The 14,317-nt window shown below is 68.8% G+C and carries 10 protein-coding genes; 4 read left to right on the top strand and 6 right to left on the bottom strand.

What is annotated here, in order from left to right:
- Positions 1–181 precede the first annotated feature (181 nt).
- Positions 182–3,418: a sialidase gene (locus tag ACQY5G_RS14395; protein ID WP_428275105.1), complete on the bottom strand. Its 3,237-nt coding sequence runs from the start codon at positions 3,416–3,418 to the stop codon at positions 182–184.
- A 188-nt stretch (positions 3,419–3,606) separates the two neighbouring features.
- Between ACQY5G_RS14395 and ACQY5G_RS14400 the strand changes: the two genes are divergently transcribed.
- On the top strand, positions 3,607–4,155 hold the full coding sequence (locus ACQY5G_RS14400; protein ID WP_428278708.1) for a Uma2 family endonuclease: 549 nt from the start codon (positions 3,607–3,609) through the stop codon (positions 4,153–4,155).
- A 23-nt stretch (positions 4,156–4,178) separates the two neighbouring features.
- On the opposite strand, the gene ACQY5G_RS14405 is transcribed toward ACQY5G_RS14400, so the two are convergent.
- A complete protein-coding gene (locus tag ACQY5G_RS14405) occupies positions 4,179–5,354 on the bottom strand; it encodes an oxygenase MpaB family protein (RefSeq protein WP_428275107.1) in 1,176 nt (391 codons plus the stop codon).
- Between the two features lie 218 nt (positions 5,355–5,572).
- Between ACQY5G_RS14405 and ACQY5G_RS14410 the strand changes: the two genes are divergently transcribed.
- Both ACQY5G_RS14410 and ACQY5G_RS14415 read left to right on the top strand, forming a co-directional pair.
- Positions 5,573–6,121: a Uma2 family endonuclease gene (locus tag ACQY5G_RS14410; protein WP_428278709.1), complete on the top strand. Its 549-nt coding sequence runs from the start codon at positions 5,573–5,575 to the stop codon at positions 6,119–6,121.
- Positions 6,122–6,274: 153 nt separating this feature from the next.
- Positions 6,275–6,883: a Uma2 family endonuclease gene (locus ACQY5G_RS14415; RefSeq protein WP_428275109.1), complete on the top strand. Its 609-nt coding sequence runs from the start codon at positions 6,275–6,277 to the stop codon at positions 6,881–6,883.
- 9 nt (positions 6,884–6,892) lie between these two features.
- Here the strand turns inward: ACQY5G_RS14415 and ACQY5G_RS14420 are convergent, their stop codons facing one another.
- Entirely contained in the window at positions 6,893–7,018 is a 126-nt protein-coding gene (locus ACQY5G_RS14420) for a hypothetical protein (RefSeq protein ID WP_428275111.1), read from the bottom strand.
- A 137-nt stretch (positions 7,019–7,155) separates the two neighbouring features.
- Between ACQY5G_RS14420 and ACQY5G_RS14425 the strand changes: the two genes are divergently transcribed.
- Complete coding sequence (locus ACQY5G_RS14425; RefSeq protein ID WP_428275113.1) at positions 7,156–7,713, top strand: Uma2 family endonuclease; 558 nt, start codon at positions 7,156–7,158, stop codon at positions 7,711–7,713.
- A 100-nt stretch (positions 7,714–7,813) separates the two neighbouring features.
- Here ACQY5G_RS14425 and ACQY5G_RS14430 read toward each other — a convergent pair whose 3' ends face one another.
- From ACQY5G_RS14430 to ACQY5G_RS14440, 3 genes are all read right to left on the bottom strand, one after another.
- Complete coding sequence (locus tag ACQY5G_RS14430; protein ID WP_428275115.1) at positions 7,814–8,173, bottom strand: cupin domain-containing protein; 360 nt, start codon at positions 8,171–8,173, stop codon at positions 7,814–7,816.
- Positions 8,170–11,664 (bottom strand): FG-GAP-like repeat-containing protein, encoded by a 3,495-nt coding sequence (locus ACQY5G_RS14435; protein WP_428275117.1) that lies wholly within the window; start codon positions 11,662–11,664, stop codon positions 8,170–8,172. Before ACQY5G_RS14435 ends, ACQY5G_RS14430 begins: the two co-directional genes overlap by 4 nt.
- Positions 11,665–11,752: 88 nt before the next feature.
- On the bottom strand, positions 11,753–14,278 hold the full coding sequence (locus tag ACQY5G_RS14440; protein ID WP_428275119.1) for a choice-of-anchor B family protein: 2,526 nt from the start codon (positions 14,276–14,278) through the stop codon (positions 11,753–11,755).
- Between the last annotated feature and the right edge of the window lie 39 nt (positions 14,279–14,317).

Raw genomic sequence — 14,317 nt, forward strand, 5'->3', positions numbered from 1 at the left:
CCGGCCCGAAACAGCCCGCCTCGACCCTCCCCGAGCTACCACCGCACTCCGAGTGGGACACTTATCCGGCCAACTATGCCCGAACGGACGGCTGCGGTTCACTTCCGGGGCGCGTGTGAGAAATCCGGGCTAACCGGCCGAGGTGTCGCCGGGGCTGCAACCGTCCGGCGACACTCGCGATTCAGAACGCGTCGTCAGTGATGATGAGCATGCCGAGCCCGCGCAGCGTCTCGTTGAGCGCCGCGACGTCCGTCCGCACCAGTTCCTCCAGCTCGGCCAGGTGTGCCTCCAGCGCATCGTGGAGGATGACCTTCACCTCCATCTCCTGGTCCGTGGGCCGGAAGTCCGCGATGGAGAGCGCACCGACCAGGTAGCCGAGCTTCTGGAGGAGCCGCGCCTCAAAGCGGACGCCGTCCTGGCCCTGCCCCGTGAGCCGCAGGTCGACCATCGTCTCCTGCAGGTCGATCAGCTTCTGTCGCAGGTCTTCGACCGACGCCGCGAGATCCTCGTCCTCCGCGAACCGCGCCAGCGTCCTCAGCTGCACGCGCATCGCCTCCACCCGGTGCACCGCATCGCCCGCCCGCACGACATCCTCGCGCACCTCGCGGATGAAGGCGAGTTGCTCGGCGATCTCCGCCTCCGTTCCCGCCGAATGCGGGTCCTTGAGGACCGTCAGCGGCTGCTCGTGCGTCGCCCCGTCCACCGAGAGGCGCACCGTGTACTGCCCCGGCGGCATGAGAATCGAGATCTGCTGCCCGCCCGGCGCCGGCCTCCCCTCGTCGCCGACCTCGATGTGCTCGGCGTACATGGGCGGCGTGAGCATCCGGATCGGCTCGTTGGGCTCGTCCCGAAGGTCCCAGTGGATCCGGCTCACGCCCGCGCGGTTCGGCCCCTCCAGCGTGCGCACCACTGTCCCCGACCCGTCCAGGATCTCGATCGCCGGCGCCTCCGCAGCCTCCGCCGCGAGCCAGTAGTTGAGCGAGGCCCCATACTGCGGGTCCTCTCCGATCGTGGGGTCGTCGTACGGGATCGACGGCGGCGTGATCGGCCGGAAGCGGTACGCATCGCGCGGCGCGAACAGGTGCGAGGCCGAGGCCATCACCTCCGGCGTCATCTGCTGGATCGGCGACAGGTCGTCGAAGATCCAGAACCCGCGCCCGTACGTGCCCACCACGAGATCGTTGAAATGCTCCTGCACGACGATCCCGGACACCGGGGCCGCCGGCAGGTTGTTCTGCAGCGGCTGCCAGTCGTCCCCGTCGTTGAAGGAGACGTAGATCGCGTTCTCCGTTCCCACGTAGAGCATCCCCGGCCGCACCGGGTCCTCGACGATGATCTTCGTGTAGCTCAGCATGCTGGGCGGGATCCCGTCGGTGATCTTCTCCCACGAGGCGCCGAAGTCGCGCGTCCGGTAGACGTGCGGGTCGCGGATGTTCACCTGGTGGCCGTCCGCCGCGATGTAGGCCGTGCCCGCGTCGTAGCGGGAGGGCGCGATGCTGCGCACGGCGATCCACTCCGGCAGCCCGGTGACGTTGCCCGTCACGTCCGTCCAGTTCGCCCCGTTGTCGCGCGTGACGTGGAGCTTGCCGTCGTTCGTGCCGGCCCAGATGAGGCCCGCCTCGATCGGCGACTCCGCGATCCCGAACACGGTGCCCGCGTACTCGACGCCGATGTTGTCGCCCGTGAGCCCGCCCGAGAGGCCCATGCGGCTGCGGTCGTTCAGCGTGAGGTCCGGGCTGATGACCTCCCAGCTCTGCCCGCGGTTCCGCGTGCGGTGGACGTGCTGGCTCCCCACGTAGACCGTCTCGTTGTCGTGGGGGGAGATGTGGACCGGCGCGTCCCAGATGAAGCGGTAGCGGACGCCGGAGGCCGGCCCGCGGCTCTGCTCGGGCCACACCTCGACGGGCCGGTACTGCCGGCGCTCCTCCTCGTAGCGGACGACGATCCCGCCCACCATTCCCGAGCCCGAGGCCGAGGACCACACGACGTTGGGGTCGGTCGGATCCGGCGTGGCGAAGCCGCTCTCGCCGCCCCCGACGTGGTGCCACATGCCGCGCGGGATGTGGTTGATGCGCCGGACGCCGAGGATCCGGCTGTTGCTGGGGCCGCGGTAGGTCGGCTCATCCTGCTTGTTCCCGAGCACGTTGTAGGGGACCGCGTTGTCCACCGTCACGTGGTACATCTGCGCGTTCGTGAGCCGCTGCCGGAACCACGTCTTCGTGCGGTTGATCGAGATCGAGAGCCCCTGGTCGTGCGCCACGATCATGCGGTCCGGGTTCGTGGGATCGATCCACATGTCGTGGTGATCGCCCCCCGGCGCCTGCGCCCGCGGGATCACGTCCAGCGTCCGTCCCCCATCCGTCGACACCGTGAACGAGGCGGTGAGGAAGTAGGCCTCGTCCTCATCGTCCGGCGAGATCACGACGCGCGAGTAGTAGTGCGGCCGCCCCATCGCGTTCCGGTTGCGGGTGATGAGGGCCCACGTGCGGCCCCCGTCCTCCGAGCGCCACAGCTGGCCGTCCTCGGTGGGCTGGCCGTCCCACGGGATCCCGTCCCCCGTCTCGAGCATCGCATACACGCGCTGCGTGTTCGAGGGCGCGATCGCCACGGCCACCTTGCCGACCGGCTTCTTCGGCAGGCCGATCGTGTTGTCCGGGCCGTTCAGCTTCTCCCACGTGTCCCCGCCGTCGCGCGACACGTGCAGCCCGCCGCCGGGACCACCGCTCGTGCGCCCCCAGGTGTGGATCTCGAGCTGCCAGGTGCCCGCGAAGAGGACACGCGGGTTCGTCGGGTCCATCGCGATGTCCGAGCACCCCGTGTCCTCGTCGATGAAGAGGACGTGCTCCCAGCTCTCGCCGCCGTCCATCGTCCGGTAGACCCCGCGTTCCGGCTGCGGCCCGTAGGAGTGGCCCAGCGCGCAGACGTAGACGATGTCCGGGTTCGCGGGATGGATGACGAGGCGCGGGATCCGTCCCGTGGGTTCGAGCCCCATGAGGGTCCACGTCTCTCCCGCGTCGGTGGACTTGTAGACGCCCTGCCCGATGGAGACGTGGCTCCGGATCTTCCCCTCTCCCGTCCCCGTCCAGACGATGTTGGGGTCCGTGGGAGAGACGGCGAGCGACCCGATCGACTGCACCGGCTGGTCGTCGAACATCTCGTCCCAGTTCACGCCGCCGTCCGTCGTCTTGTAGATCCCGCCCGAGGCCGCGCCCACGTAGTAGGTGTACGGCTGGCCGGGGATCCCCGCTGCCGCGCTGAAGCGGTTCCCCTCGGGGCCGATGTTCCGCCAGCGCAGCGTCTCGTAGGCCGCGGGATCGGGAGCCGACTGCGCCGCCAGCGGTGTGACCGCGGAGAACGCCGCGAGAAGCAGGGCGAAACCCGCGACGAGCGGGCGGATGGAAACGGATCGGACGCGCATGTTGTGCCTCGCCGGGTTTGGGCTGGACGGATGCCGGAAATGTGCCGGGAAAGCACGGTGCGCCGGAGGAGCCCGGCTGACAAGACCGCCCGTCGCCGATCGCGGGTGTTGAAGGCCGGATGATGGCGCCGGGCACGTTGGGGTCGGACTTGGAGACGACTCCCACCCGGAGCTATGATGTGCCGACCATGCCCCTTCCCTCGATCACCTGGCAGGACGTCCAGCAGATGCCGGACGACGGCAATCGCTACGAGGCGATCGAGGGTGACCTGTACATGACCCCCGCCCCCACCACGCGCCACCAGCGTGTGAGCAAGCGTCTGCAGTATGCGCTGGACCGGATCCTGGAACGGCCCGGGCTGGGCGAGATCTTCGTCGCCCCGTACGGCGTCGAGTTTCCGGTCACCGGGGAAGGCGTCCAACCGGACATCGTCTTCGTATCCCGGGACCGGTGCGAGATCATCACGGAAGCAGGGATCGCGGGCGCTCCAGACCTCGTGGTGGAGATCCTCTCCCCTTCAACGGCCGGCCGAGACCGCACCATCAAACTCCGGCTCTACGAGCGACACGGAGTGCAGGAGTACTGGATCGTCGATCCGGACGAGAGCGTCATCGACGTGTGGCGCTTCGGGGAGGAACCCGCGCACGAACGTTTCAAGGGGACCCTTCCGGTCAGGCTCGGAGCCGAACAGGTGGGCAAGATCGACCTGGAAACCGTTTTCGCTCCCGATTTCTGAACGATCCTTCCAATTCACTCTGCTTACCAGCGGCTGGATTCGGTGTCCTTCACCGCGTCGGGCATCCGGTAGCTCACGCCGGTCTCGTCGTACGTCGACCGTTCCATCAGCCCGATGAAGTTCTCGGCGTCAAAAGAGGTTGTGCCCGGGACGACCCTCGAACGGAGTATCTGGAACTGCCGCTGCGCGCGTATGAACGGCAGTATCCAGAAGGTTGACTGCCTTGGGTATTCGAGGGCATCGGCCATCTCATGACCGATGAGGGCGCGGGACGTTCGGAACAGAATATCTACGAATCTCTCCGCCTTGCGAGGGTCGGAGATACGGAGCCGTTCGGGAACCGCCTTGACGACGCCGTGCGCCATCGAGACTGCTTCCAGGCGTGGACGCGGCTCGCACAGATACCCGATGTTCTTCAGATGGATGGCGTCGTCCTCTCCTCGAAACAGTATCTTGGGGGGCACACCGATCAGCCACGTTACGTAGCGCCAGATGTGCATGAAGCCTTCGCTCTCTTCCCCGGTCAGTTTGACGCCCAACCGGCGCACCGCCTGTAGGTTGACGGCAGAGAAACCGGTAGCTGCGAGCACGAGGTGAGAAGCATGGAGCGGCACTCCGTCGGCAGCCACGTCCCAGCCATCCGACTGGAGCAACAAACGCCGCATTTGAGCGTGCACCAGGCGGATGCGGACGGTCAGCTTCCACCCGTCGCCGAAGCGCTCGAGGCCGCCGGGCAGAGTGATGTCGATCAGATGCCTGGTGTTCTGCCGGAGCCGGCGGAGATTTCCCGTCGTTCGCCCGGTCATGTAGAAGGACTTGCTGACTCCGGTTGTGAAGCCTGTGATGACCGCCGCCAGCACCAACCCGACAAAGAACATGTCTGAACTCTTATGGAAGGCGCGTGCTCCCTGAAGGGCCTTTTCGGGGTGGAAGAGTCCATCGGGAGGATCGAGACAGCCGAAGAATTCCTTCAGTGCATCCGGGGCTTCCCGCAGCCCTTCCTCATCGCCTTCCATGCCCGCGTCGATCAGGCGATGACGTGTCGCCTGGTCAACCTCCGAAAGGGCCTCCATGGCCGCGTCCGCCGGAGGGTCGCCGATGCGCGTGTGCTCGATATAGGCATCCGCCAGATCCGGGTCCGCCTCACGGGCTCGTGCGTATCCGGCAACGTACGACGTGGGGGGCTTCAGCAGGGTCATTCAATCACTCTCGCGGATCGTGAGGCGGTCCTCCCGCGCTCGCTGCCGCAGGCGGTCGAGCAGCTCTTCCGGTAGATCCAACGCAAGACTGGCCATGTCGTTACAAGAGCACGACCTGGGGGCGATCGCAGGCGCGAGTTGAGGGCAGGTTGAGAGTCCGGGCGATTGTGGGGTTGGATTTGGAGACGACTCCCGCACGGAGCTATGATGTGCCGATCATGCCCCTCCCTTCGGTCACCTGGCAGGACGTCCAGCAGATGCCGGACGACGGCAATCGCTACGAGGCGATCGAGGGCGACCTCTACATGACTCCCGCCCCCTCACCACGGCACCAGATTCTCTTGCTGCGTCTATACGACGCTCTGGCTGCGGTGCTGCGCGAGCGACACGGCGGCGTCCTCCTCGTGGCTCCGGTCGGCGTCGAGTTCCCGAGTACCGGGGAGGGCGTACAACCCGACATCCTGTTCGTGTCCGACGAACGTCGCCGGATCATTCGGGATACGTCGGTGAGAGGCGCTCCGGACCTCGTCGTGGAGATTCTCTCCCCCTCGACGGCGAGCCATGACCGCGGGACGAAGCGGCGGCTCTACGAGCGCCAAGGTGTGCGCGAGTACTGGATCGTCGACCCGGACGATAACGCCGTCGACGTGTGGCGCTTCGGGGAGGAACCCGCGCACGAGCGCTTCACGGAGACGCTCCCGGTCAGGCTCGGAGCCGAACGGGTGGGCACGATCGACCTCGAAGCCGTGTTCGCCCCCGACTTCTGAACGGTCCTTCCGATCAAGTACCGATCAAGAAAACAAGTACTTGTCACGACGGCGTTTACGGAAATCTGCCGCGATTCTGCAGGTTTCCGATCAAACAAAATCGGCGTGCGCCGGGCAGAGAGCGATGAGGGCGGGTTGAGAGTCCGGGCGATCATGGGGTCGGATTTGGAGACGACGCCCACCCGGAGCTATGATGTGCAGACCATGCCGCTTTCCTCGACCGAAACGATCACGTGGCGCGACGCCCAGCGGATGCCGGACGACGGCAACCGCTACGAGGCGATCGGGGGCGAGTTGTTCATGACGCCCTCGCCAAGCGTCCGGCACCAGATTCTCGTCGTGCGGCTGTACGACGCCCTCCGTCCGCTCTTGCCGACGGCCCAGGGCGGCATGCTCCTCGTGGCGCCCTTGGGCGTGGAGTCAGAGGATTCCCGCGAGGGTGTGCAGCCGGACCTCCTCTTCGTATCCGGCAAACGACGCGATCTGCTCGTCGGAGCCAGCGTTCGGGGCGCTCCCGACCTTGTCGTGGAGGTGCTCTCTCCCTCGACGGCAAGCCGCGACCGGGGGATCAAGCGGCGGCTGTACGAACGGCTCGGCGTGCCGCAGTACTGGATCGTCGACCCCGTGGCGGAGGCCATCGACGTGTGGCGGTTCGGGGACGATCCCGAGTGCGAACGCTTCGAGGGGACCCTCCCGGTCAGGCTCGGAGCCGATGAGGTGGGAGTGATCGACCTCGAAGCCGTGTTCGTCGCCGACCTTTAGGTCTTCCCCTCAGTCGTCCCCGCGCTCGCGGCGGGAGCGTTCTTCGCGGATCAGCCGGGCCGCGCTGATGCCGAGATCGGTTTTCTCCCGCGCTCGCCGCCGCAGGCGGTCGAGCAGCTCTTCGGGCAGATCCAACGCAAGACTGGCCATGTCCTTACAAGGGCACAACCTGAGGATGATCGCAAGCGCGAGTTGAGGGCGGGTTGAGAGTCCGGGCGATCATGGGGTCGGATTTGGAGACGACTCCCGCCCGGAGCTATGATGTGCAGACCATGCCGCTATCCTCGACCGAAACGATCACGTGGCGCGACGCCCAGCGGATGCCGGACGACGGCAACCGCTACGAGGTGATCGGGGGCGAGCTGTTCATGACGGCCGCCCCAAACTTCCGCCATCAGAAGGTCAGCCAGCGCGTGTTCAAGGAATTGGACCGCGTCCTCCAAGAACCGGGGCACGGGGAGGTTGTGTATGCGCCGTTCGGGGTCGAGTTCCCGGCCACGGACGAGGGCGTACAGCCCGACCTGCTGTTCGTGTCGAACGAGCGGCGCGAGATCCTCGGGAGCGACTGGATTCGAGGCGCGCCCGATCTGGTGGTCGAGATCCTCTCCCCCTCGACGGCGAGCCATGACCGCGGCATCAAGCTCGAACTCTACGAGCGGCAGGGCGTGCGCGAGTACTGGATCGTCGACCCGGACGAGCACGTCGTCGACGTGTGGCGCTTCGGCGAGGAACCCGCGCACGAGCGCTTCGAGGGTGCCCTCCCGGTCAGGCTCGGAACCGAACGGGTCGGGGAGATCGATCTGCAAGCGGTCTTCGCCCCCGACTTCTGAACGGCCCTCCTGACCAGATTCCAATCAAGAAAACAAGTGCTTGTCAAACCGGCGTTGGCAGGGCACGGTGTTGAGCGCGGGATGACGGCGGCGCTTCCCGTCAGATCCAGACGTCGGATTCGGCGGTGAGGTCGCCGCGCTCGTCGCCGGTGTTCACCACGCCGCGCGGTTCGACGACCATCAGCTTCACTTCCTCTTCGGCGACCGGGCGGTGCTTCACGCCCCGCGGCACGACATAGAGTTCGCCGGGGCCGATCTCGACGGCGCCATCGGGGAGGTCGATCCGCAGCGTGCCCTCGAGGACGAAGAACGCCTCGTCCGTGTCCGCGTGGTCGTGCCACACGAACTCGCCCTTCACGCGCACGAGCTTGAACTGGTAGTCGTTGAGTTCGGCCACGACGTGCGGCTGCCAGAACTCCGAGAACAGGCCGAACTTCTCCTCCAGGTTGACGACGCTCATCGGTCCTCCGGGGGCGGGATCACGCGCGTGAGATACTCCGCGAGCGCGGCATCGGCGGCCGTGGCGCCGGCCTCCTCCGCCGACGGGGGATAGCCGGACAGCGCCCGCGACGGGAGCGGGACGACCCGGTCGCCGGTGGCGGTGTTGAGGTCGCCGTCCTTCACCCAGCCGTCGGAGTAGATGAGGAAGGTTCGCGTCCAGCCGTCCGGCAGCGTGGGGAACGCCCCGGCGTCGAAGCGGAGCGTGATCTCGTCGCCGGCGTTCTGGATCACGTAGCGGTCGTCGCCCTCGGCCACGAGGTCGGTCACGTCGCCGAAGCGGGTGTAGAGGCCGAAGAGGTCGTGCCAGCGCGGCTCGACGGTGACGGAATCGTAGTCGAACCAGTGGGGGCCGTAGCGGCCACCCTTCCGGAATTCGCGGGCGAAGCCTCGGTAGTGGATGTCGGCGTTCATGGGCGCGAGCGAGGTCACGCGATGCTCGTCCGCCGCCGGGTGCGCCGGGCCGGTCGTGAAGAAGGCCTCGTCCCAGTAGACCATGAGGTTCGTGCGGATCCGTACCCTTCGGTCGTCGGTCGGGAAGAGACCGCGGAGGTCGGCGACGACCGTCTTATCCTTGCCCGAGGGGAAGCTGAGGCCGGGGATCGCGGGCTGCCACTCGCCGCCGGGGCCCATCACGTCGAGTTCCGGGAAGTGCGGCGCGAGCGCGTCCGACTGGCCCATCGCCACGTTGATGCTCGCGTCGGTGGGGAAGATCCATCCCGTGAGGAAGAGCGTGACGTCGCCCGAGGCGGCCTCGCGGCCGAGGTCGAGGATGAGTTCGTGCGGCTCGGCGATCCCCTGGAAACGGCCGGGGCGGAACGATGAGACGTAGTCGAAGTCGCGCTCGGCGAGCGCCTCGCGGTGATCCCTCCCGTTTTCGTCCGTGGCCGAGACCGGGGCGTGCCGCTCGCCCACCCGCCACAGTTCGAGGTCGATCGGGGCGGGCGGGATGAAGGCCTCGTTCACGTAGACGTCGATCTCCGAGGGATGGTCGACGGCGACGAGGTTCACGCCGTCCACGTAGATCGTCTCCCACAGTTCCTCGGTGATCTGCATCACGTACTCGCCGTCCAGCGGCTGGAGCACGCCGTCCGGGAGGCGCCGGTACTCCTGCGAGGGGAAGGCGGGGGCGTAGGCGCGCTGGCCGCCGCCGAGGATGCCCAGCGGCATGCCGAGGGCGCTCTTCCACATCATGTCGCCCACGAACTCGAACCCGTCGCCGTCCCACACGTAGAGCATGGGACAGGAACCCTTGAGCGTCTGCTCCTCGACGAGATCCTGGTCCGTGCCCGGGAAGTAGAGGTCCTGCGGGACGCCGTTCGGCCAGTAGACGCGGACGACGTCGGCCTTCAGACGCCCGTCGAGGCCGATGAGGGTCGTGGGATCCGTGACGGTGTGGACCTGGAAGAGATCCCCGGCCCGCACCTCGACCCGCGCCCCGATCCCGAAGCGGTTGTTCTTGCGGCTCCCCTCCCCGAGCCCGGCGAGGTCGAGCCTGAAGTAGTGGTTTGCGTTGCCGCCGTCGTTGCGCAGGAGACGTGGGTTTCCGTCCGCGCCGAGAACGAGCAGGTCGGCGTCGCCGTCCTCGTTGTAGTCGAACGAACGGACGGCGCGAAGCGCGAACGGGAGATCGGGGAGGAACTCGTCGGCCGGCGCCAGCCCCCCTTCCCCGTCGTTGCGGAAGAGCCGCAGCCCGGAGTTCGGGGCGCCGGCTTCCGGTGGCGTTCCGGCCACGGCGAGATCCAGGCGGCCGTCGTTGTCGAAATCGACGAAGAGCAGGTCGTGCGGGGCGAGACCGTTCAGCGGCGCCGTCGCGCCGGGCGTGAACGTGTCGGAGGCCGAGCCGAGCAGCAGGCGGACGCGGTCGGCGCCGGCGGCCGCGATGTCGAGCCAGCCGTCGCCGTTCGCGTCGCCGATCGCCACGGCCTGCGCCGCCTCGGACGCCGCACCGGAGAGACGCTCCGTTCGCTCCGCAAAGGTGGCCGCGCGCTCGTTATCCAGCAGGCGGAGACCGCCGGCGCCTTCCGCGAGCACGATGTCGAGATCGCGGTCGTCGTCGAGGTCGCCGAAGGCCGCGCCGCGCGTGTCGGCGTCCGCCGGGCCCGCGAGGCCGAAGTCCGCCGCCATCTCGGCGAAGGTGAGGTCGCCGTTGTTGCGGAAGAGGTGGTTCGAACCCGTGTGCGGCTCGAACACGTCGAGGTCCCCGTCCTGGTCCAGGTCCGCGACGAACACGCCGTTGGCCGCACCGGCCGGAGCTCCCGCGACCGCCGGTTGGAGCGCGATCTCCTGGAAGCCTCCGGTCGGGTCGTTGCGGTACGCGCGCGGCGCGCTTCCGGCGAACCAGGCGTCGAGGCGGCGGTCGTCGTCGAGGTCGACCCAGATCGCGGACGCGGCATCGCCGGCGTCGATGGCCCCGACCTCATCGGCGGCGTCCACGTAGCGGCCGAGGTCCACGCGGAGAACGCGCCCTTCCCCGCCCCGACTCCACAGCAGGTCTTCGTCTCCATCCCCGTCGAAGTCGCCGGTCGCCATCGCGGCGGCGACGGGCGCCTGCCCCCCGGCCCCGGCTTCGGGCGAGGGAGCGAGCGCCGCGAGCCCGGCCAGATCGGACGCCTCCGTGTAGCGCAGCGCTCCGAGCACGGCTTCCGGCTCCCGGACGCGGAGCGTGACGAGGAAGCTGAAGTCGAGCGCGGCGACGCCCGCGAGGGGGCCGCCCGGCGACCTCAGCTCTTCGAGGCTCGCCTGGTAGGGCGAGGTGACCTCGAACGCCGCGCGGAAGTCCGCGAACTGGCCGATCGCCGTCGAGGCGTCGCCATCCAGGAGGGCATCTTCGGCGGCCTCGAACGCCGCGCGCGGCCCGGGGCGGAAGTCCGGGGCGACCTGCCGCAGACTCTCGATCGTGCCGAGGGCGTCGTCGAGTTCGCCGCGCGCGAGTTGCGCATCGGCGAGTTCGGCGAGAGCGGCCAGGTTGCCCGGCGCGGCCGCCGCCAGGCGAGCGAGAACGTCCGCGCGGGCATCGGCGTCCAGGCCCGCCGCCCGGGCCTCCACCTCCGCCAGCCCCCACAGGCTGCGCGCGTGGCCCGCGTCCGCCGCCAGCGTCTCGTCCAGCAGCGCCCGCGCCTCCCCGAAGTCGCCCGTCTCGGTCCGCAGCGTGGCCAGCGCCAGCGTCAGCTCCGGATCGTCCGGCGCCCGCTCGCGCGCCTCGAGGAGGTTCTCCTCGGCCGCCTCGTAGTCCGCCGCCTTGAGCGCCGTGAGGCCGAGTCCCGCGTACCCCGCGGCCTCCGCCGGCGCCATCTCGACGAGGCGCTGGTAGGCGGCCCGCGCGTCCTCCAGTCGGTCCTGCTGGAGCGCCGCGTCCGCCGTCCCGCGCGTCGCGAGGATCTCCGCCAGCGACGCTTCCGGCACCGGCGCCCCGGCCTCCCCGCAGCCAACGATCAGCGCGAGGGCGGTCAACGTGCGAACTCCGACCAGGGCAACGCCCCGGCGCGGCACCCTGCCGCCCCGGTCAAACCGCTTCGGTTCCGTCAACGCACACTCCTCCCTAACTGACCGGCCGCACCCTCTTCTTGAGCACGAAGAGCCCCTCGCGCATGCTCGTGACGATAATGGTGCCGCTCTCGAAGAACGGATACGTGCTCCACGCCCCGCCGAAGCCCGGACCCTCCTGATACGGGGCCGTGTCGAAGAAACCCACTTCGCGCGGGTTCACGGGATCGGAGATGTCGAGCACGTGGAGGCCGTAGCGGTAGTTGGCCTGATACGCGAAGCCGTCCTTCAGGTAGAGATTGTGGGCGCTGGCGGGAAGCGAGCCCATGAACTGGTTGACGAGCACCGGGTCCTCCAGGTCGCTCAAGTCCCAAATCAATGTCCGCGTGGTCTCGACCGCGCCGGCGATCACATCGGACTCGTCGTCCTGATAGAAGTAGCGGTGATCGGGAGTGAGCCAGCCCTGGTGGATGTAGGCGGCATTGGGCGACGTCGCGCGAGACACCGCGTAGGGGTTCTCCTTGTCGGTCACGTCGGCGATCTGAAAGTACCGTCCGTTCGAGTTGAGGCAGATCTCGCGCCCCTCGTATCGTTCGTCGGGACCCCGGTAGAGCACGCATTGCGCGTCGTGGGTGCCGCCGTCCTCCTGAAAGCACCCGACGAACTCGGGATTCCGGGGATCGTTGATGTCGATCATGTGAAGACCGCCGCCGCAGGATTCGCGCCCCGCGCCGCTGCCCACCGCGTAGGCAAACCCGGTTTCCTCGTTGATCACGATGTTGTGCGAGCTCGCCACCCCACGGTAGTGGACGTCGGGCTCGAAGAGCGCGGGCATGTCGCCGGGCGCCACGTCGCGCAGGCGGGTGAGGTCGAAGACCTGCATGCCGTGGTCGCCCGCTCCGTCGGCCACGATGAAGGCGTGGTCCCTGTAGGTCTTGATGTCGCGCCACAGCTGCGACGGGGGCGTGCCGTCGGGTTTGGGCAGATCGCCGACCAAAACCGGACGGGTGGGGTCCGACAGGTCGATGAACGAGGTGCCGTCGTTGCGTCCCACCAGCGCATACTCGCGCCCGGTCTCTCGGTCGGTCCACCCCCAGTTGTCGTTGGCGCGGACGCCCCGGGCGCTGCCCTCGGCCCGCAGAATGGAGTTGGGAATGAACGCGAGCAGCTCGACTTCGCTGCAATCGAAGGGGCCGACGCTGCCCTCCTCGCAGCGGCGCTCCTCGCCGACCATCGGCTCGAGGGCGTCGGGGGCGCTTGCGAGCATGCCCGCCGCCGCCCAGCCGGGGCCGCTGTTCTCGAAGAGGTGGACGGAGCCCGACTGATGGTGCATGCCGGGCGCTCCAACCGCCGCGAGCGCTCCGTCCGCGACCACCAGTCCGCCGAAACGGTCGCGCTCCACCGTCTCTTCGCGCGGGAGGGCGATGCGGCGCGGCCGCCGGGGAAGGGTGCCGTCCGCTTCGGCCTCGTAGACCAGGACGGCACCGGTCTCGTTCTCGCGCTCCGTTGGCGCGCCCACCCACACGTCGGGTCCGGAGAAGGCGACCGCCGCGCCGAAGCGGTCGCCCTCTGCGCCGCCTTCGAGCACTATCCGCTCCTCGGCCACCCACGAACCGGAGCCGGCCTCCCAGGCGTACACGAGGACCGCCCCGCGATCGGCGTCCGCGCCCGGCGCGCCGATCAGAAGCCGGTCGCCCTCCGCGGAGAGCGCGACACCGAAGCCGGAGCCCGCGCCTTCCGCCGACCCTATCGATCCGGTTTCCGTCCAGCCGTCCCCACCCAGGTCGAAGCGGTAGACGCGGCCCGTCCCCTCGCGGCTCTCGCTCCGGGCCTCGCCGCCTCCCTCGATCCGCGGACCCCAGCCCGGAGCACCGACGAGCAGGCCGCGTTCCGTAAAGGCCATCACCGCTCCGAAGCGGTCGCCCGGGCCACCGCCCGAAGGGCGCAACTCCGTCCGCTTCGTCCACCGGCCGTCGGCGCCGCGCCGGTACGCGTGGATCGTGCCCGCCGCGCCGGCATCGTCCCGGACGTCCGCCCCCCCTCCGCCCGGACCCTCGGCCGGGTCGGGCGTGCCCACCATCAGCCACTCGCCCTCCGCCGCCAGCGCCAACCCGAAGTCGGTCCCGCAATAGCCGTCGAAGCGGCAGTCCGGCGAACGACCGCGGACCTCATCGGCCGTGATCGCGTCCCGCCATACCCACCCGCCGCCCTCGCCACGCCCGAAGATCTGGATGCCGGTCCCGCGCATGCCGACGAAGAGATGGTCGCCGGCGGCGGCCAGCACCGTGCCAAAGCCATCGGCGATCTCGGGGTCCGGCCCGCGAATCACGCCGGACTCCATCCACCCATCCTCTCCTCTTGTGTACACATACACGGCGCCGGGGCGGAAGTTGGTGGTCGGCTCGGCTACGAGGAGTTCGCCTTCGTGGATCAGCACCGAGTGGCCGAACGAGCCCGACTGGGCCGCGACCGGCGTGCCGGCGAAGATGGCGGCGGCGCACGCGATCACGAAGAGCAGGGCGGGCTGCGGCGTGGCGGGACGGAGGGCGGCGGCGAGGCGCGCGGGGCTCGATGGGGTCATCGCGGACGGTCTCCTGGAGGCGGGTCTTGGCGGACGAAT

Source organism: Candidatus Palauibacter sp. (genome assembly GCF_965261555.1).
Taxonomy (GTDB): domain Bacteria; phylum Gemmatimonadota; class Gemmatimonadetes; order Palauibacterales; family Palauibacteraceae; genus Palauibacter.